This window comes from Gemmatimonadaceae bacterium (assembly GCA_020852815.1).
Lineage (GTDB): Bacteria > Gemmatimonadota > Gemmatimonadetes > Gemmatimonadales > Gemmatimonadaceae > SCN-70-22.
This window is the reverse complement of record JADZAN010000002.1, coordinates 106,720-126,582: the sequence shown is the minus strand read 5'-3', so window position 1 is coordinate 126,582 and position 19,863 is coordinate 106,720. Positions and strand designations below refer to the sequence as shown.

Annotated in this window: 12 protein-coding genes; 7 read left to right on the top strand and 5 right to left on the bottom strand. The window is 68.3% G+C overall.

Features of this window, described 5'->3' with window-relative positions; all coding sequences use genetic code 11:
* Nucleotides 1-6: 6 nt before the first annotated feature.
* From IT359_01610 to IT359_01580, 7 genes are all read left to right on the top strand, one after another.
* Complete coding sequence (locus tag IT359_01610) at nt 7-1,134, top strand: hypothetical protein (GenBank protein MCC6927661.1); 1,128 nt, start codon at nt 7-9, stop codon at nt 1,132-1,134.
* Between the two features lie 128 nt (nt 1,135-1,262).
* Nucleotides 1,263-2,033: a peptidylprolyl isomerase gene (locus IT359_01605; GenBank protein ID MCC6927660.1), complete on the top strand. Its 771-nt coding sequence runs from the start codon at nt 1,263-1,265 to the stop codon at nt 2,031-2,033.
* A gap of 160 nt (nt 2,034-2,193) precedes the next feature.
* Nucleotides 2,194-3,327 (top strand): hypothetical protein, encoded by a 1,134-nt coding sequence (locus IT359_01600; GenBank protein MCC6927659.1) that lies wholly within the window; start codon nt 2,194-2,196, stop codon nt 3,325-3,327.
* A gap of 84 nt (nt 3,328-3,411) precedes the next feature.
* A complete protein-coding gene (locus tag IT359_01595) occupies nt 3,412-4,647 on the top strand; it encodes a hypothetical protein (protein ID MCC6927658.1) in 1,236 nt (411 codons plus the stop codon).
* Between the two features lie 250 nt (nt 4,648-4,897).
* Entirely contained in the window at nt 4,898-5,989 is a 1,092-nt protein-coding gene (locus tag IT359_01590) for a hypothetical protein (protein ID MCC6927657.1), read from the top strand.
* 101 nt (nt 5,990-6,090) lie between these two features.
* Nucleotides 6,091-7,527 (top strand): SET domain-containing protein-lysine N-methyltransferase, encoded by a 1,437-nt coding sequence (locus IT359_01585; protein ID MCC6927656.1) that lies wholly within the window; start codon nt 6,091-6,093, stop codon nt 7,525-7,527.
* 236 nt (nt 7,528-7,763) lie between these two features.
* Complete coding sequence (locus tag IT359_01580) at nt 7,764-8,993, top strand: M23 family metallopeptidase (GenBank protein MCC6927655.1); 1,230 nt, start codon at nt 7,764-7,766, stop codon at nt 8,991-8,993.
* A 105-nt stretch (nt 8,994-9,098) separates the two neighbouring features.
* On the opposite strand, the gene IT359_01575 is transcribed toward IT359_01580, so the two are convergent.
* From IT359_01575 to IT359_01555, 5 genes are all read right to left on the bottom strand, one after another.
* A complete protein-coding gene (locus IT359_01575) occupies nt 9,099-10,703 on the bottom strand; it encodes a serine hydrolase (GenBank protein MCC6927654.1) in 1,605 nt (534 codons plus the stop codon).
* Between the two features lie 3 nt (nt 10,704-10,706).
* Entirely contained in the window at nt 10,707-12,065 is a 1,359-nt protein-coding gene (locus IT359_01570) for a RagB/SusD family nutrient uptake outer membrane protein (protein ID MCC6927653.1), read from the bottom strand.
* Nucleotides 12,066-12,067: 2 nt separating this feature from the next.
* The gene (locus IT359_01565) at nt 12,068-15,076 is read right to left on the bottom strand and encodes a SusC/RagA family TonB-linked outer membrane protein (protein MCC6927652.1); all 3,009 of its coding nucleotides are present in this window, start codon (nt 15,074-15,076) and stop codon (nt 12,068-12,070) included.
* 330 nt (nt 15,077-15,406) lie between these two features.
* Complete coding sequence (locus IT359_01560) at nt 15,407-17,905, bottom strand: GcvT family protein (protein MCC6927651.1); 2,499 nt, start codon at nt 17,903-17,905, stop codon at nt 15,407-15,409.
* Nucleotides 17,902-19,860: an oligopeptide transporter, OPT family gene (locus IT359_01555; protein ID MCC6927650.1), complete on the bottom strand. Its 1,959-nt coding sequence runs from the start codon at nt 19,858-19,860 to the stop codon at nt 17,902-17,904. Before IT359_01555 ends, IT359_01560 begins: the two co-directional genes overlap by 4 nt.
* Nucleotides 19,861-19,863: the final 3 nt, after the last annotated feature.

Genomic DNA, 19,863 nt, shown 5'->3' with positions numbered 1-19,863 from the left:
CGCACCATGCCCCAGCCCCTCACCGTCCGCGACGGTCGCAAGGTACTCCCCTCGCGCACGGCACCATCGCGCCGCCTGACGAGTGCCACCACCTGGGCCGCTCTCGCCCTGGCTGCGTTGGCGCTGCCGGCTTCACGGGCGCGGGCGCAATGGGTTCCGCTCACGAGCGGGACCAATGCCTCGCTGCGCGGGCTGAGCGTGGTCGATGGGCGCACCGCGTGGGCGAGTGGCACCAGGGGGACGGTGATCCATACGACCGATGGCGGCGCCACGTGGGCGGTCGATACGGTGGCGGGAGCCGCGGCCTTCGACCTGCGCTCGGTGCATGCGCGGAGCGCGCGTGTGGCCCACGTGGCCGCCACCGCTGGGCGCATCTGGCGCACCACCGACGGCGGCAAGAGCTGGTCGCTCCGCTACCAGGCGCGCGATACCGCGGTCTTCCTCGATGCCATCGCCTTCTGGGACGACGCGAACGGAATCGCGTTAGGCGACCCGATCGGCGGGCGCTTCTTCCTCCTCGTGACGCGTGACGGCGGCGACAGTTGGCGCGAGGCGCCGTTCGACGAACGCCCCATTGCCGAACGGGGTGAAGCAGCCTTCGCCGCCAGCGGAAGTTCGCTCCTCACGCTGGGGAGTGCGGATTCGCTCGTGGCCCTGATCGGAAGCGGTGGCTCGGTGGCACGCCTGCACCGCAGCACCAATCGCCTGCGGCAGTGGGTGGCGTACGACACGCCGATTCGCCAGGGCGAGTCGGCGGCGGGGATCTTCTCCGTGGCGGAAGTCCCCGGGCACGGGATCATGGTGGTGGGTGGCCACTACGCGCAGGACGACTCCACGCGCGGCAATGCAGCGACGACGGTGTCAGGGCCGCAATGGCGCCTCATCGATCCCAAGGCGCCACGCGGCTATCGCTCGGGGGTCGCCTTCGTGCAGCTGCCCGACGGGGCGCGCATCGGAATCGCCGTCGGCCCCGCGGGGAGCGACATATCGCTCGATAGCGGGGTGCAGTGGGGAGCATTCGACACGGTCGGATATCACGCGGTGCGCGCCTCACGCGATGGTATCTTCTACGCCTCGGGAAGCGGCGGACGCGTGGGGCGGTTCGATGCCCGGTCGCGGCGAACGCCGAAATGATGGTCCATTCCCGAACCGCAACCTGGGCACACCTGGCCGCGTTATGCCAGGAGCGGCGGTCGCACGGCACCGGCGCCGCCGCTCAAGACACTCATCACTCGTTCGACTTCTCCCCTCAGGGACTCGTCATGCTGCGTTTGGCCCCTCGCTCCACCCGTTCCGTTGTCGCTGTCACCGCCTTGGCGGCGACGCTCGCCGCCTGCGGCGCACAGGTTGGAAAGGACGCACCCAGGGAAAGCTCCGACGTTGGCCGCCCGCCGTCGACAACCGCCGAGGCGCCGTCGACGTTCAAGGTCCGCTTCGAGACCAGCAAGGGGGCGTTCGTCGTCGAGGCGCATCGCGCGTGGGCCCCCAAGGGGGTGGACCGCCTGTATTCGCTCGTGAACAGCGGCTTCTTCGACAACACGCGCTTCTTCCGCACGGTTACCGGCTTCATGGTGCAGTTCGGCGTGCACGGTGACCCCGCGGTCAATGCAGCGTGGGAGAACCTGGCCATCCCCGACGATTCGGTGGCGCAGGGCAACAGCCGCGGGCGCATGTCGTTCGCGATGGCGGGGCCGGGAACGCGGACCACGCAGGTCTTCATCAACCTGGTCGACAACCGCTCGCTCGACGAAATGGGCTTCGCCCCGGTGGCTGAGGTGGTCGAGGGGATGGCGGTCGTCGACTCGCTCTACGGCGGCTATGGCGACGGGCCGCCAGCAGGCTTTGGCCCCGACCAGATGCGCCTCATGCGCGAGGGGAACACGTACCTCGACAAGGAGTTCCCCAAGCTCGACTTCATCCGCACCGCGCGGGTGGTGGGCGACGCACCAGCCGCTGCCAGCGACAGCGCCGCCAAGGGGACGGCGCAGGAATCGTCCGCGCAGCCCGCCGCCCCTGCCAACGCCGGGCGTTAGGCTCGGCGCGCGGAGGAGCGCGCTCCGAGCGCTGCCGCTCCACGCGACGGCGCGCGCCCTGGCAGCGCTCTCGCTCGTCGGCGCCCCGCTCGCCGCGCAGCACGAACATCCGGCGCGCAGCGACAGCGCGGCAGGCCGTCCAGAGTTTCGCGCCGGCGCCATGGCCATTGGCCTCGGCACTGTTGCCGCGCCGGGGGCGCACGGCCAGCGCATCACCGAGGGGTATCTCACGCAGCCCATGCTCTTCGGGAGCATGCAGCTGGCGGGCGGGGCCGTGCAGGCGCTGGCGACGCTCAACCTGGAAGGCGTCACCCTGCGCCGCGGCGAGATCAACCCTGGTGGCTACGGCGAGGGATACATCGACCGCCGTCACCCGCACACGTACGCGCACGAACTCATGCTCGGCGCGCAGGGGCGACGCGGTCCCGTCGCTGCATCGCTGTGGGGCGGGAAGGGGGTGGTCCCCTTCGGCAGCGACGACCCCATGGTGCGCCCGTTCGTGAAGTACCCGGTCAATCACCACCTGGCCCAGGTAATGGAGCGCGTCCTCGTGGTGGGGAGCCTTCGCCTCCCACACGCCGCAATCGAGTTTGCCCGATTCAACGGCGACGAACCGGAGGGCGTCAGCGACTGGCCTAACGGGGGGCGGGCAATGGATTCGTGGTCCTCGCGGCTGACGGCGTGGGGGCCGCGCGGTCTCGAGCTTTCGGCGAGCGCGGCACGCGTGCAATCGCCGGAGTTTGCTACTGGGCAGGGGCTCGACCAACGCAAGGAAGCGGCGTCGCTGCGCTGGAGCGCGCCGGGCGGATCCACACGCGCGGTTCGCTACGCCTTTGCCGAGTGGGCACGCACGCGCGAGGGGAACGCGCGCCGCCCAGACATTTTCACCTTTCAGTCGTTGCTTGCCGAGGGCGCGGTCGCCGTGCGCGGCGCAACACTCGCGCTTCGCCTGGAGCGTACCGAGCGCCCGGAAGAAGATCGGCTCAGCGATCCGTATCGCACGGTGCGGCCGCTGCTGGACTTCAACATCCTCGGGCGCACGCGCTGGAGCATCGTGACGGTGAACGTTGCCGCGCCACCGCGCGCGTGGGGGCCCTTGCAACTCGTCCCATTCGCCGAAGCGGGATGGCTTCGCCCACGCGCCCTCTCGCACCCCACACCACTCGATCCCGTCGCCTTCTTCGAGTCGAAGCAGCTCTGGTTGTGGTCAGCTGGCGTACGACTGCACACCGGATCCATGCGCCCCCGCTTCGGCCGATACGGCGCGGCGCTCGAACGAACACCCACGCACTAGCACCCCTACACAATCACACGCACGCCCCCCCCGCTCCGCACGCCAACCGAACTCCCGTCCCCCGTCCCCCGTCCCCCGTCTCCGATGCCCCGCCCCACCCTCACCCTCATCGCCTTGCTGCTGGCCGCCTGTGGAGGCGCAGACGACGCAACGGGCAACGTGTCGCCCACGCCGCAACCGAAGCTGCCGGCGGTGTTGACCGTGAGCGGGCGCGGGGTGATTGACAACCGCTACACGGCGGAAGTGTGGGTGCATGGCAACTACGCCTACACCAGCACGTGGTGGTGCAGCGGCTGTCAGCGCACCGCGGGCAATGCGGTCTTCATCTGGGACGTGCGGGGGGCGACACCGATCCTGGTCGACTCGGTCATCGTCCCGCCGCTGGTGACCGGTGTCCCGATTCGCACCACCGGCGACGTGCAGGTGAGCGACGACGGCAAGCTCCTCATCTTCCCCACCGAGCTTGCCCCTGGTTCGCTGGACATCTACGACCTCACCAACCCCACCGCGCCGCGCCCCCTGTCGCGCTTCACCTCCCCCCGCATCCAGCGTGGGGTGCACACCGCCGAGGTGCAGCGCGTCAACGGCACGCTCTACGCCTTCCTCTCGGTCAACAACGCGGGGACGCATCCGTCGCGGTTGATGATCGTCGACCTCAGCGACCCGTCCAATCCGCGCGAGGTGATGTTCCGCGACATGGGGAGCCCCTTCATTCACGATGTCTACGTGCGCGACGGGATCCTCTTCACCGCCCTCTGGAACGACGGCATGGTGATGTGGGACATCGGTGGGGGCGGCAAGGGAGGGACGCTCCAGAACCCGGTCGAGATCACGCGCCTCCTCACGGTGAACGGCGAGGTGCACAACATCTGGTGGCTGCACGACCCGGCCACGGGCACCAAGCGGTTTGCCATCATCGGGGAAGAAGGGGCCGCGCGCCTGTTCGACCAATCTTCGGGGGACATTCACGTCGTCGACCTCGAGAGCCTCGCGGCACCGCGCGAGGTGGCGTTCTACTCGGTGGACGGGGCGGGGACGCACAACTTCTCGGTGGATGAGAGCCGCAATCTCCTCTATGCCGCGTACTACAACGCCGGTGTGCACGTCCTCGACGTGAGTGGCAATCCAGGCGTCTGCACCCTGGACCAGAAGGCATCCGATGGACGTTGCGACATGAAGAAGGCCGGTCGGCTCGTCGCCACCGGTGTGTTTGAAACGGGGAAGCCGGTCTTTGTCTGGGGGGTGCAATTCACGGGCAATGCGCTCTACGCCTCCGACATGCTCAACGGGTTGGTGAAGCTGCAGCCCGTGACGCGTTGAACGATCAAACGTCCGGGAATGAGGAGGGTGTTGGCATCTTCGCGATTGATGAGCACCTTTCGTTGAAATTCGTGCTCGACTAATTGGCAATTGTGCGCAATACTTTCGCGCGTCACGAAGGAGCCACTTTCTCACGTCCGCACGACGCGCATCGAGAGCACCACGGCTCCGTGCGCACGGCACCCAGACTCGTTCGCCTTTGAGGCGTCAACCGGCTGTATTCCGCAAGCGTCGCACGAGCAAGCAGGGTGTGTCCCCGCTACTCGTCTGGGTCCTGGTCCCCCAGGTCGAAAGCGACGACCCCACCATCCGGTACTACTACGACTTCAGCGCGAGCCAGGCGGAGTTCGAACGCGCCTTCGCCGAGCTGTCGCTCCCGTATCGCTGGCAGCCGGTCACGATGGCGACGTTCCGCGACGTCATCGACTCGATCCGCGCCGAATCCGATGGCTATCGCCCGGTCGTCTTCAACCTGTGCGACGGCGATGAACTCAACGGCGCCCCCGGCCTCTCCGTGGTGCGCTACCTCGACGAGAGCGCGCTCCCCTACACCGGCGCCGACGAGCACTTCTACGACATCACGACGTCGAAGATCACGATGAAGTCGGCCTTCGAGGCCGCCTGCGTCCCCACGTCGCCATGGGAAGTAATCGCTCCCGGCGCCCAGCGCGTCCCCGGGCTCTTTCGTCGCATCCCCGCCCCGCTCATCCTCAAGCCCGCCATCTCCGCCGGCTCGCTGGGCATCGGCTGCAAGAACGTCGTCGCCACCCCGCGCGCACTCAACGAGCAGCTCACCGCCCTGCGCCGCGGCGTGCACGGCTGGTCGCTGGAAGCCGGTGGGCTCTTCGTCGAGCGCTTCATTGACGGCGCCGAGTTCACGACGTTCATCGTCGGAAGCGCACGCGACTACGACCACGCCACCGTCTATCCCGCGGTCGAGCGGGTCTTCAATCGCAAGCTCCCGCCGCACGAACGCTTCCTGTCGTTCGATCGGCTGTGGGAGTTCTACGAGCACGAATCGCCGGTTGGACACGGTGAGGAGCTGTGGCAGTACGCGCCAGCGCCGGCCTCGCTCGCCGAGCGCATTCACGAGGTCAGCTGGGCCGCGTACGAAGCCGTGGGCGGTACCGGCTATGGGCGCGTGGACCTGCGCATGGACGCACGCACCGGCGACCTCTTCGTCCTCGAGGTGAACGCACAGTGCGGGCTGTCGGAGGACGAGAACGTCACCTCGATCGGCGCCGTGATCCGCTTTGCCGGGACGTCGTACGCCGCCGTGGTGAACGCGATCCTCCTCGAGGCCGTGCGCCACGCCGAGCAGGCGGTCCGCCTCGCCTCGTAAGCCACGCCGCGCCCGCCCGTGCGGCACCAGCGCTGGCCGCACACGCGGCATCGCGCGGCACCCCGCAGGATCACGCTCCCCCAGACTCGTTGTCGCGTCCCATGAAGATCTGCGTCCTCCAACCCGACTACTCGAAGTCGGACGTCGACTACGGGCACTACGACCCCAAGCGCGACCTGACGCAGATCCTGGCCCCGCACGACGTCGACCACGTCCAGATCAACAAGCTCACCACCTTCCGTCAGCTGCGTGAGCTGGCGCGGGAGGGATACGACCTCTACTTCAACCTCATCGAGGGGTATCTCCACTGGGACATCCCCTCGATCGACGTCGTTCACTCGCTCGACCGCCTCCAACTCCCGTACACAGGCCCCAACGCGGAGCTGTACGACCCGCCCAAGGTCCTGATGAAGTACATCGCCCATATCTCCGGGGTAAAGACGTCGCCGCACGTGCTGGTCACGAGCGTGGACCAGGTGGAACAGGTGGCGCGCACGCTTCGCTTCCCCCTCTTCGTGAAGCCGGCGCACGCCGGCGACTCGCTCGGCGTCGACGTGCGGTCGCGCGTGACCAACACCGCCGAGCTGCGCGCCAAGGTTGTGGATACGCTCCCCGAGTACCCGGAGCTGCTGGTCGAGCAGTACATCGACGGTCGCGAGCTGACCGTGCTGGTGATCGGCGACCCGACCGCGCATGGGAAGGTGCGCGCCTTTCGGCCGGTGGAATGGGTCTTCGATAGCGAGCCACGCTTCAAGACCTACGCGCACAAGACGAGCGAGCTGCACCCCGACGCCAACGTTCCGGTGACGGACGAGGCGCTGGTGAAGCAGCTGCACGAGGCGGCCATCGCCGTGTTCAACGGCTTCAATGCGGTGGGCTACGCACGCATGGACTTCCGCCTCGATGCGAACGGCGACCTCTACTTCCTCGAGGTCAACTTCTCCTGCTCGATCTTCTACGCCGACGGCTACGAGGGGTCGGCCGACTACATCCTCAAGCACGACGGGATCGGGCAGGCGGGCTTCGCGCAGCTCGTGGTGGCCGAGGCGCTGGCCAGGCACAAGCGCAAGGTGCGGCCGTTCCGCATCGAGGGGAGCCCGATCTCGGGCTACGGCATCCACGCCACGCGCGCCATCGCCGCAGGGGAGACCGTCTTCCGCGGCGAGGAGCGGGCGCAACGCATCGTCACGCGTTCGCACGTGGAGCGCACCTGGGCCGCGAGCGAGCTGGAGAGCTTCAAGCACTACGCGTATCCCATTTCCGACGAAGTCTTCATCCTCTGGGACTCCAACCCCTCGGAGTGGGCGCCGCAGAACCACTCGTGCGACCCCAACACCGAGTTCGTGGGGCTGGACGTCGTCGCGCGGCGCGATATTGCACCTGGCGAGGAACTCACGCTCGACTTCGCGACGATGCTGAGCGAGACGAGCGCGACCTTCGAATGTCGCTGTGGCTCGCCCAACTGCCGCGGCGTGGTGAGCGGGACCGCCGGGAACTCGGTCACGCTGCGCGAGCGTCGCCGCCGCGCTTCGGCGTAGCGCGCGCGGGCGCATGTAGACACACGCTCTCACACGCTGTCACGCGCGCGCGCGGGCGCAGAAAGTCGCGCGCTGTCACACGCTGTCACACGCTGTCACGCGCGCGCGGGGGCGCAGATAGTCGCGCGCGGACAAGCGGCGGCGTATCGGCTGGTCCCGCAACATTGCCGCCCGGGCAATCGCGCGCGAAACTCCACGTGCCCGTACCTCGCCCTTCTCCCGCCCTCCTCCGTCTCATGCAACGCCTTCTGCGCCTCCCCCAGCGGAGCGCCACCCCCTCGCGTGCGCGTGGCGCCCATCGCGCGCCCGCACGCGCGCCCGCACGCGCGCTCGCGCTCGCACACGCACTCGCGGCACTCCTTATCACCGGCGCCGACACGGCAAAGGCCCAGGGCGCGCGACTCCCCCCGCAGCTCGAGTTCCGCATCCCCAAGCCCCCCACCGTCCTCACCGCCGACGGCGCTCGCGTCCTCGTCTACGAGTTGCACCTGACGAACTTCGGCGGCGCCCCCGTCACCCTGCGACGGCTCGACGTCATGACGGAAGGCGACGCTCGCACCCTCATCACACTGCAGGACACGGCGCTCGCCCGCACGCTGGCGCGCCCCGGCGTGACCCCCGCCCCCCCGCTGATGACGCGCGCCACGCTGGGTGGCGGACTGCGCGCGGTGGCATTCCTGTGGGTCCCGCTCTCGGGCGCGACGCCGACGCGTATCTGGCACCGCGCCATCCTGTCGCGCACCACCGGCGGCGATACGGTCGTCACCGATACGCTCGATCGCGCCAGCACGGGCGTCTCCTCGGCGGTCGCCATCGTCGGCCCGCCGCTGCGTGGCGGCCCCTGGCTCGCCGCGAACGGCCCCGACGCCATGGCCGGCCACCGCCGCGCCCTGATTGCAGCTGCCGACGCCCCGACCATCGCCCAGCGCTTCGCAATCGACTACGTCAAGGTCGACACGGCATACAGGACGCACGCGGGCGACGCGGCGAAGAATGAGAGCTACTACGCCGAGGGGCTCGATGCCCTGGCCGTGGCCGATGGCAAGGTGGTCGCCATCAAGGACGGCATTCCCGAGAACGTCCCCGGCATCGACTCGCGCGCCGTTCCCATCACCCTCGAGACGGTGGGCGGGAACCACGTCATCATAGATATCGGCGGCGGACACTACGCCTTCTACGCGCACCTGCGCCCAGGCTCGCTCAAGGTGAAGCTTGGCGACCGGGTCAAGCGCGGGCAGGTGGTCGGGCTCGTGGGCAACTCCGGCAACTCGACCGAACCACACCTGCACTTCCACATCAGCGACTCGCCCTCGCCGCTCGGCTCAGAGGGGGTGCCGTACCAGCACGATCGGTTCGAGCTCCTGGGTCGTTGCGCCCCGACGTTCAGCGGGTGCAAGGTGGGCGCCGCCCAGCAACGGGTGCACGAGATGCCCCTGGGCTTCCAGCTCGTGCAGTTCCCGAAGTAACCGGCCAACGTCCGGCGCGGCGCCGGGACTCGCGCACACGCAAAGGGCGGGGCCCCATGGGGAGCCCCGCCCTTCGTGCGTCATGCCGCCAGGGTGTCGCCTCGCCTAACGGTTCATCGGCGCCCCGTCCGGCTTCTTGCGGAACTCGGCCACCCCGGCCATGTCGAGCTGCACCGACTCCACCTTCCCCGCCCCGTTGATCTGGAAGACCGCCGGGACCACCGGGAGGACCGGCGTGTCGAACTTCACGCGGAAGGCGTCGTACTGGTAGTGCTCCATCTCCCCGCGCCAGTTGGGGCCAAAGGTGAGCTGCAGCTTGCCATTCTCCTCCTTCACCACCACGTCGCCGTACAGCGAGTCGACGTACGTCCCCGCATAGGCCGACAGCGGGAGCGTGGGGCGCGTGTTGGCCACGCGCTGCGATTCCTGGCGCGCTTGCATCTGACGGGCGCGGGCACGCTGCGCCTCGAGCCGCTTCAGAGCCTCGCCGCTCCAGTCCTTCGCCGGTGCCTTGAGCTGCAGGTCGAAGACCTTGTGCATCAGCGCGTTGGGCAGCCCGGTTCCGTTCATGTTGGTGAGGAAGACCACGCCGAACTTCTCCTCCGGCATCATCGCCACCAACGCGGTGAACCCGTCCACGTTGCCACCATGGTGCACCACGAACCGCCCCCGGTAGTCCTCGAGGAACCACCCCATCCCGTAGGCCTGCAAGTGCGTGTCCGGGTTGTTCGCGCGCGCCGCCGAGTCGACGCGAATCACCATCTGCGCCTGGTGCATCTCGTCGGTCATGCGCGAGGAAATGAGCTGCTTCCCCTCGTACTTCCCGCGCCCCAGTTGCAGCCGCAGCCACTGCGCCATGTCGGCCGCGTTCGAGTTGATCGAGCCGGCCGGTCCCGCGTTGTCGATGTTGCGCCACGGGACCTTGCGCACCGTGTCGTTCAACTCGGCGTGCGGCTGCGCGAGGTCGGTCACCGACTCCAGCCCCTTGATCGAGGAGGAGGACGCGGTCATGTGCAACGGCGTGAAGATGCGCTCGCGAATGAAGTCGTCCCACGAACGCCCCGACACCTTTGCCACCACCTGTCCGGCGGTGATGTACATGATGTTCTGGTAGCCGAACTGCGCCCGGAACGACCACGAGGGCTTGAGGTAGCGTACACGCCGCACGATCTCGTCACGGTCGAAGCCCGAGCCGTACCACGCCAGCTCACCGCGCGCGAGCCCGCTGCGATGGCTCAGCAGGTCGCGCACCGTGAGCTCGCGTGACGCATACGGATCGTACAGCTGGAAGCCGGGAAAGTACGTTCCCGGCGACGCATCGAGCACGACCTTCTTCTCGTCCACCAGCATGGCGACCGCCGCCGAGGTGAACGCCTTGGACGACGAGCCGATGGCGAAGACGGTCTTGTCGTCCACCGCCTCCGGACGTCCCACCTCGCGCACGCCGTAACCGCGCGCGTAGATCACCGAGTCGTTGCGGACGATCGCCATTCCGAGCCCGGGGACCTTCCACTGCTTGATCGCTGCCGTGATGTAGGCGTCGAGCCCCGGGAACGGCTCGCGTTGCTGCGCGAGGGCCGGGGTGAGCGCCGCGGACGCCAGCAGCAACGCCGCGCCCTGCACGGCAGCCTGCACGCCGGCGCGCCATGCGGTGCACCGCCAGCCGCAATTCACGGGGCGGTGCATCGACGTCGCGGATTGTTGAATCACCGATCAGCTCCCGAGGTTCGGGTTGTTGATGCGCTCGGCGTCGGGCAACGGGAAGCAGGTCTGGTCGCCGTACGTGCCGCCGCCACCCGGGTACGGCGTCCCCGCCGCCGGGAGCCACGGGAGCCCTAACCGGCGAATGTCGCCCATGCGGTGCCCCTCGAGGAACAGCTCGCGCCGGCGCTCCTCCACGATCTGGCTCACCACCTGCGCCGCCGTCTGCCCCGACGCCGAGTACGTCGGCAGCCCGGAACGTGTGGCACGCACCGCATTGATCGCCGTGGCCGCCCCCGTCAGGTCGCCGGTCGCCGCTCTCGCCTCGGCGATGATGAACTGCGCCTCCGCCCAGCGCGCGATCGGCATGTTCGTCGCGAGCGCCGGGTACTTGTCGGGCGTCCAGATCGTGGTCCCCTGCGCCGTCCCGGCACGCCCGGTGTTGGTTACCGCCACGCGCGGATCGGGTGCGTCGCCGATGGTGAGACCACGGAATGTGGCGTCGACCGTGCTCCAGAAGTTCTGGTTGATCGACAGGTACGAGAAGTTCTGCCGTCGCACGTTCACGCCGTCGGTCGAGATCGAATAGGTGAAGCCGGCGGGAATGCGTGCGGCATCAACCGCCGCCGCGGCGATCGAGGCCGCCGACTTCTGGTTCAGCAACGTGCGGGCACGCCCCAGCAACGCGAAGTTCAGCGTTGCCTGGTCGCTGGCCGCGGTAGCCGCGACCACCGCGGAATCGAAGCGGGACTTGGCCTGGTCAAAGAGCTGCGCCGGCGACAGTTCGGGCCCAAGGTTGATCGCCGCCGTGCACATCGACTCGCCCATGAGCAGGATGCTGTAGCCAGCGTACGCGTCGGCCTGGCCTATCAGCTTGGTGCGCACCACGCCCGTCGGCATCTGAGCGTCTGTCCATCCGCGGAGCTTGGCGGCGACGGTATCGGCCGACGCGCGCGCCACCGACAGTGTGGTATAGATCGGCGGCTGCTGGTTGGACCCACACGTTCCCGTGCCGTACGTCTCGATCGTCTGCACCGTGCGGCGATCGTAGTTGTAGTTCGACACGGAACCGATCGCGTTGGACAGCTCGTCGGTGAACAGCCCCGAACCGACGATGAAGCGAGAGAAGGCGCACTCGAAATCGGCGATGGCGCCGTTGGTCAGCAACTGCGCGTTGGACGGGATGTAGATCGTCGCCGCCGACAGCTGGCCGGGGTTGTCCTGCTTGAGCGCGGTCACCTCGGTGCAGGCACCGCTCACCACGAGCAGCGCGGCAACAGCGGAACGCTCGAACAGCGCCCGTTGCGACGCCGCCCGCGCACGGAGCGCCGACCGCTGCGACCGGCGCACGATGGAGTTGGAGAGTCGCATGGTTACCACGAGATGTTGAAGGTCGCGATGAAACGCATGAGGTTCGGCGTGGACGCCTGGTCGATGGTCTGCGCCGTCGTGGCCGCGTTGTTCACGTTTGATTCGGGATCGATGCCGCGGTAGTCGGTCCAGGTCTTGAGCTCGCGCCCGGCGAGCGTAACCGACGCACGCTTGCGGAACCAGCGTTCGGGGAGCGTGTACGTGGCCGACACTTCGCGCAGCTTCACGAACGACGCATCCTGGAAGTACGTCTCCGTCGTCCCGAGGCTCACCGCCTGTCCGCGCGCCTGCGCGACGTACTTGATGTCGTACTTCGACGGGTTGTACGCCACGTCGCATAGCGCGACGCCCAACTGCGCGCCGCAGCGCAGCAGCTCGACGGCGTTGTACAGCCGGTTGCCGTTGCGGAAATCCATGAGCGCGTACAGCCGCAGGTTGCGCCCGATGGTAACCGTGTTGGACACGGCGCCGGTGAGCTTGGGCGTCGGCGTCCCGATGTACAGGAAGGGAGCCGTGGCGCAGGCGATCGGGGTACCGCCGTTGGCGGCCTGGCAGAGGATGTTCGTGGCCGCGCCGGTGGCGTCACGATCGGCCGACGCGATGCGCCGCACGAAGATTCCGCCAATCGGGTAGCCCACGATGTTGGCCGCCCCCGCGGTGGCAATGACCGACGGCAGCCCGCCGAGGTCCTCGATCCTGTCCTTGTTGGTCGAGACCTTACCGGTCACTTCCCACGAGACGTTGCGCCGCTGTAGGGCCTGGAGCGTGGAGGAGATCTCGATGCCCGAGTTGCTCACTTCACCCAGGTTGCGGAACTGCTGCCCGGGGAAGCCGGCTGATGGCGCCACCGCCTGGCTCACGATCACGTCCTTCGTCGACTTGGTGAAGTACGTGAAGTCGATCGACAGGCGATTGAACAGCCCGGCCTCGAAACCGAGTTCGAGCTCCTTTCCGACTTCCGGCTTGAGGTCCGGGTTGCCGAGCGACCCGGGGGTCACCGCGGTGCCGCCGCCGGGGCCGGTGACGGGGGTAAAGGTGCGCAGCGCGGCGAAGGCGTTCGGTTGCCGTCCGGAGGCGCCGTAGGCGACGCGCAGGCGGAACGTCTGGATCGTGTTGTCGAGCGTCCAGAACTCTTCCTCGTTCACTACCCACGAGGCGCTCACCTTCGGATACGTGACCCACTTGAAGTCGGCACCGAAGGCGCTGTTGTTGTCCACGCGCAGCGCCGCGGTGACGTACAGGCGGTCGCGCCACGCGAACTGCTGCTCGCCATAGGCGCCGATGGTGGTGTTGAGCACCTGCGTCTGCGTGGCGGCCACCTGCGTGGCAGCGGCCGACACCAGCTCCAGCCCCGGACCGGCAAAGCCGAAGCCGCCCAGGAACGAGGTGTTGAGTTCCGTGCGGTAGAACTGCCCGCCCACCGACGACGTGGAGACGATCGCGCTCCCCAGCTTTGCCTTGGCGGTACCGCCGTACTCCGCGGTGAACAGCGTGTTGTTGCGAATCGTTTGCCCGACGCGGCCACCGGCCGCCGCGGGCGACATGACCTTGGCCAGATCGGGCGGGGCAAAGCGCTCGAGGGCGCGCGCGTCCTCGGCGCTCTGGTCGACCCCCAGGATGGCGCGGTGCGTGAACCAGCTGGTCGGGCGGTTCGTGACCTGCACGCTCCCCGTGAAGCGGTTCACGTTGCTCTTGTTGTCATACAGCCGCTGCGGGATCTCGGGAGAGACCGCGAAGAAACCGCGCGTGGCGGGAAAGAGGAGCGAGTGCCCCACCTGCGCGCCAAGGAGCGGCGAGGCACCGTAGTCGGCGCCCAGGCGGTTGCGCAGGATCACGCTCCCCAGACTCGCCGTGACATCGGTGCTGGGGCGCACCGCCGCGCTGACATTGGCACGGAACGACATCTGCTGCAGCGTGTTGTTGGGCTCGATGCCCAGGTCGTTCTGGTACGACCCGCCCACATAGTAGCGGAACAGGTCGCGTCCGCCCGAGACGGAGCCGTTGTAGCGGCGCGTCTGCCCGGTCTTGTAGAAGCCGCGCCCGGAATCGATCTCCTGCTGCAACCCGTTCCACGGGATCACGGTGCCGGAGGCGTTCTTCGCGTAGTTGGTGTTGATGCGGTTGACCGCGTCGTAGAACGAGAGCGATCCGACCTCGACCCCCATCGCCACCTGCGGGGCACTGTTGGCCGCGCCGCGCTTGGTGATGACCTGGATGACGCCGTTGGCCGCTTCCGTTCCATAGATGGTGCCGGCGGCTGGCCCCTTGATGATCTCGATGCTCTCGATGTCCTCGGGATTGAGGTCGTTGAGGCGCCCGCCAAACTGCGACCCCTGGCCGCCCAGGCCGCCGGAGACACCCACCGGCCCAGTGGCCGTCGAGTTGTTCACGCGCACGCCGTCGATGTACAGGAGCGGTGAGTTCTCGAGCGAGAGCGAGGCGCGGCCGCGAATCTGGATCGACGGCCCGGCGCCCAGTCGCCCGGAACGCGGGAGGATCGTCACCCCGGTGGCGCGGGCGTTGAGCAGCGCGCCAAGGTTGGGTGCCGCCGACTTGGCCAGCTCCTCACTGGCCGAGATCGTGGTGACCGCGTTGCCGATGGAGCGCTTCTCTTGCGCCCCGGCCGTCCCCGTCACGACGACCTGGTCGAGCGCGATGGCGCTCGCCTGCAGCCGGAAGTTTGCCGTGGCTTCGCTCCCCGCGCTCACCGTCACCGTTTGGCGCTGTGGGTTGTAGCCCAGGCGCCGCGCGATGATCACGTAGCTGCCGGGTTGCAGCCCCGTGATGCGATAGCGACCGTCGTTGGCCGTCCCCGCCCCGAAGCGAGTCCCTTCGACCTGCAGGGTGACCCCCGGGAGCGGCGCGTCAGCGGCCGCGTCGGTGACACGGCCGGCGAGAGTCCCCGTTTGCGCCTGCGCGACACTGGCGAGACCCGCTGTCAGTACGACGGCGAGGGTACCGGCGATGCGCGCGAGCCAGGGGGCCTGGTGGTGCCCCTTCGTGAACGACATGTGCGACTCCAGAGAGTGGCGTGGGAGGGCGGCGCCGCGCGGCCTGCATCCATCTGCTGTTCGCGGCAGTGTATACAAAATCGTAGTCGAACTTACAGCCTACGCTTCACGCCGCCAATGCGTTCGTTCGCGCGCGGCCTGCGCTCCCGGGGACGTGACGTGTCGAACAATCCCGCAGCGCCCCTCATCCCTTTCGGAGGGCGCGCGACGCGTGGGTCGCTCTCAGTTGGCAGGGGTGCGCCCTGGTACAATCCCGATCAACACGTTCGGGATTCATCGAGATGTTACGACGCCGCCGTTGAGACCCTTCGAGCCGGGGGTGCCGCGCCGTCACCCCTTCACGCGGAGCGCCGCAGGGTCGTACAGCGGGGCCAGCGACGCGATGGCTGGATAGCGCTCGCCGGCAATCTCGACGTCCCAGGCGCCGGCATCCAGCCAGCGCTGCGTGATCGGCTCGTCCGCTCTCTCGATCATCGCCAGCCCCACGGCCCCGCCTAACGTGTGGCCGTACGACGCAGCGCGCACGTATCCCATCGCCTCGCCGTTTCTCCGCACCACCTCGGCGTGGAACATCAGCGGCTCGGGATCCTTCACGAGAAGCTGCACGAGCTTCCGGCGGATCCCCGCAGCCTTCTTCGCCACCACCGCGTCCTTCCCCAGGAAGCCGCCCGGCTTGGAAAGGTCGAGGGCGAAGCCGAGCCCCACCTCGAGCGGCGAGTCGGTGTTGTCGATGTCGTGGCCGTAGTCGCGGTACCCCTTCTCCATGCGCAGCGAGGCCAGCGCCTTGAGCCCGGCGTGGCGCAACCCGAGATCACCCCCGGCCTCCACCAGCAGGTCGTAGACATGCACCGCCTGCTCGGTGGGGATGAACAGCTCGTAGCCTAACTCGCCAAGGTAGGTGATGCGCACCAGGAGAACGCGGGCGAAGCCGATATCGACCTCGCGAGCCGCGCGGAACGGGAAGGCGTCGTTGGAGAGGTCTGTCGAGGTCACGCGCTGCAGCAGCTCGCGCGAGCGCGGCCCCTGGATGTTCACCTGCGCGAAGGCGCTGGTGACATCCGTGGTGAAGCAATGCGCCGGGGCTGGCGTGTGCCGGCGCAACCAGGTGTGCACGTGGCGGTGCGCCGTGTCCGACGCGACGACGAGGAACGCCTGTTCGCCTGCTGCGCCCGTGTAGCCGGGTTCGAGCTTGGTGACGGTCAGGTCGCCCTCGAGCGTCCCTCCCTCGTTGAGCCACTGCGTGTACGTGGTGCGCCCCACCGCGCCATCCACATCGTTGGCCGAGATCCAGTTGAGGACGCGACCGGCGTCGCGCCCCTGCACGAGGAACTTGGCCATGAACGACATGTCCATCAGGATCACGCCGTTGCGGCAGGCCTCATGCTCGGCTCTCCAGTTCTCCCACGAGCGCGGACGCCCGAAGGTGAGCGGCTCGGGCTCGGGGGTGCTACCATCGGCGGTGTACCAGTCGGCTCCTTCCCACCCGCTCACGTCCTTGAACCAGGCGCCGCGAGCGGCGAGGCGATCGTGAATGGCGCCGCGCCGCGCGCCGCGCGCCGTGGTCATGGCGCGGTTGGGGTAGTGCGTCTGGTACACGAGCCCCAACGATTCCACGGTCCGCGTGCGCCGGTACTCGGGGTTGGCCTGGTAGCGGTGCAACCGGTCGAGGTGGTAGGCCGTCATGTCGCAATCGGGGCGCCCGGTGAGCATCCAGTGCGCCATGGCCCGCCCCACGCCGCCCCCCGTGAGGATGCCAATGGAGTTGAGCCCGGCTGCAACGAAGTATTTGTCCAACTCGGCCGACTCGCCCAGGCACGGCTTGAGGTCGGGCGTGAACGACTCGGGGCCGCAGAAGAGTTTGCGAATCCCGGTCTGCATCGAGATGGGAACGCGCTTCATTGCCGTCTCGAGGTACGGCCCCATGCGCTCCCAGTCGGGGGCAATCTCGCCGAAGGCAAAGTCGCTCGGCATTCCTTCCACCCGCCACGGCGCGCACACCGGCTCGAACAGCCCGATCATCAGCCCGCCACCTTCCTCGCGGAAGTAGCCGAACGACGCGGGATCCTCGAGCACGGGCCACGACTTGTCGACGCCAGCTATCTCCTCGGTGAGCAGGTAATAGTGCTCCGCCGCCTGCAACGGGACGTTCACGCCGCCCTGCGCGGCCAGTTCACGCCCCCACGCGCCACCGCAGTTGATTACCATCTCGCACGCGATGTCGCCTAACGCCGTGCGCACGCCGGTCACGGCGCCGTTGGCCGTCAGGAGCCCGGTTGCCGCCACGCCCTCGAGGATTGTGGCCCCCTGCAGCCGCGCGCCGGCCGCCAGCGCCATCGTCACGTCGACGGGGTTCACGCGCCCATCCTGCTTCACGTAGAAGCCGGCGAGGATGTCGTCGGTGCGGGCGAGCGGAAAGAGCGTCTGCACCTCGCTCGCCGAGATCTCCTGCACGTCGATGCCGCAGTAGCGATTGAAGGTGGAGACTCGGCGATACTCCTCGAGGCGCGCTTCGTCGATGGCGCACTCGATGAAGCCCACCGGCTTGAAGCCGGTGGAGAGTCCCGTCTCTGCCTCGAGGCGCGCGTAGAGATCGCGCGTGTACTTGCGGAACTCGGTCGATGTTTCCGACGTGGAGCCGAAGGTGACCATGAGCCCCGCCGAATGCCACGTGGTGCCGGCGGTGAGCTGGTGTCGCTCGAGGAGGACGACGTCGCGGCACCCCATGTGGGCGAGGTGATAGGCGACCGAACAGCCAATCACTCCCCCGCCGATGACGACGACGCGGGCGTGGCTGGGGAGCGCGGCAATGGACGACGACGGCTGCATCATGCCTTCGGTGCGCTGGCCGAGCGGCGAAGCATCCACCCGTACAACCCGACGATTGCCGCCACGAAACCGGCGGCGCCGAGCCACGGTGCCAGCGCAAAGTCGTCGGCGACGAGGGCGATCGGCGCATCCTTGGAGAAGCCGACTATGAGCCCCGCGTTGAGGACGCCCCACAGGCTCTCGCCGACGATCAGCCCCGACGCCACGAGCGTTCCGAGGCGTTCGGCGCGATCCGGGTTGGGCATCCTCCTGGAGCGCCCATCGTACCAGTGCGAGACGACGGCGCCGACGACGACCGCGAAGGTGGCCGACATGGGGAGGTAGATCCCGATGCCGACGGCCAGCGGCGGGATGCGGAGCTTGCCCATTGCGCCTAACGTCGCGTCGATGATGATCAGCGCCACGCCCACCAGTGCGCCGATCCCGATCATGTTCCACTCCAGCGACCCGCCAATCACTCCCTGCGCGAGGGCGGAGATGAGTGTCGCCTGCGGCGCGGGGAGCGGGTTGGGGGCCACGACGCCGACGTTCGCGGCCCCCGCAAAGCCGTAGGCCTTGGCGAGCAGGTTGAGCACCGACGGGATGACCGCCGCGCCAGCCGCAACGCCGACGATCAGCGCCACCTGCTGCCGCATGGGCGAGGCGCCGACGAGCTGGCCCGTCTTGAGGTCCTGCAGGTTGTCGTTGGAGATGGTGGCGCACGCAAAGACGATCGCCGTGGTGAAGAGCGCAAACGCCACGAGCGTCGCACGATTGGCCTCGGTGGGAGGGATGACCGCCACCAGCATCGAGGCGCAGATGACAATGGAGAGGATCCCGACGCCGGAGATGGGCGAATTGGAGGCGCCGATGAGCCCCGCCATGTAGCCGCAGACGCCGGCGATGAGGAAACCGACGAGGAAGACAAACGGGACGGCGATGATCGTGAGCGTGACCGCGTTGGGCGCAAGGACGCTGGCATTCGCGAAGCTCCACGCGAGCGCACCGGCAATCACCAGGCAGGCAATCGTGAGCCCGACAATCCACGGCGGGCTGATGTCGCGATCCAGGTCGTCGCCCGTGCCGCTCGTGCGCGACGCGGTGAGCGTGCTGACGAGCCCCCCGACGACCGGCCTGGCGAGCTTGGCGAGGGTGAAGACGGCGGCAACGGCAATGGCGCCGGCGCCGATGAACCGCACCTGCGTACGCCAGATGGTGGACGTATGCTGCGCCAGCGTGACGCCGTCGGCGATGGGGCTCATCGAAGTGAGGATCGGGACGCCGATCACCCAGGCGATGATGAGCCCCGTCAACATCGCCATCCCGACGGAGAGTCCAACGAGGTGGCCGGCGCCGAGGAGGGCGAGCGACCAGGCGATGTTGTAGCCGCTGGACGCGGTCGCACCCAACCGGAAGTAGCCTGCCAGCTCGGTGGCGGCGATGCGCGTTGCGCCAACGATCGCCAGCGACGCCGAGGCCACGGAGCCAAGGACCACCGCGCGCAACCCCTCGCGGGCCTCGCCGCTGTCGTCCTTTGACTCGCCGCGCGTCCCCGACCCCACCTTGAGCACCTCGGCAGCTGCAACGCCCTCGGGATACGGGAGGTCGGACGTCGTCACCAGCGCACGGCGCAGCGGAATCGTGAAGAGGACGCCCAGCACGCCGCCCGAGAGGCAGATCAGGAACGACTGCCAGAAGGGGAAGCCGGTCCACCACCCGACGATCACGAGCCCGGGAAGGACGAAGATGATCGCCGAGAGCGTCCCCGCCGCCGAGGCGACGGTCTGGACGATGTTGTTCTCGAGGATCGAGGAGTCCTTCACCGCGCTGAGGATGGCCATGGAAATCACGGCCGCGGGGATGGACGAGGCGAAGGTGAGCCCGACCTTGAGGCCGAGGTACACATTCGCGGCGGTGAAGACGAAGGTGAGGAGGGCGCCGAGGACCAGGGCGCGCGGGGTGAGTTCCTTGGGAGTCATGGG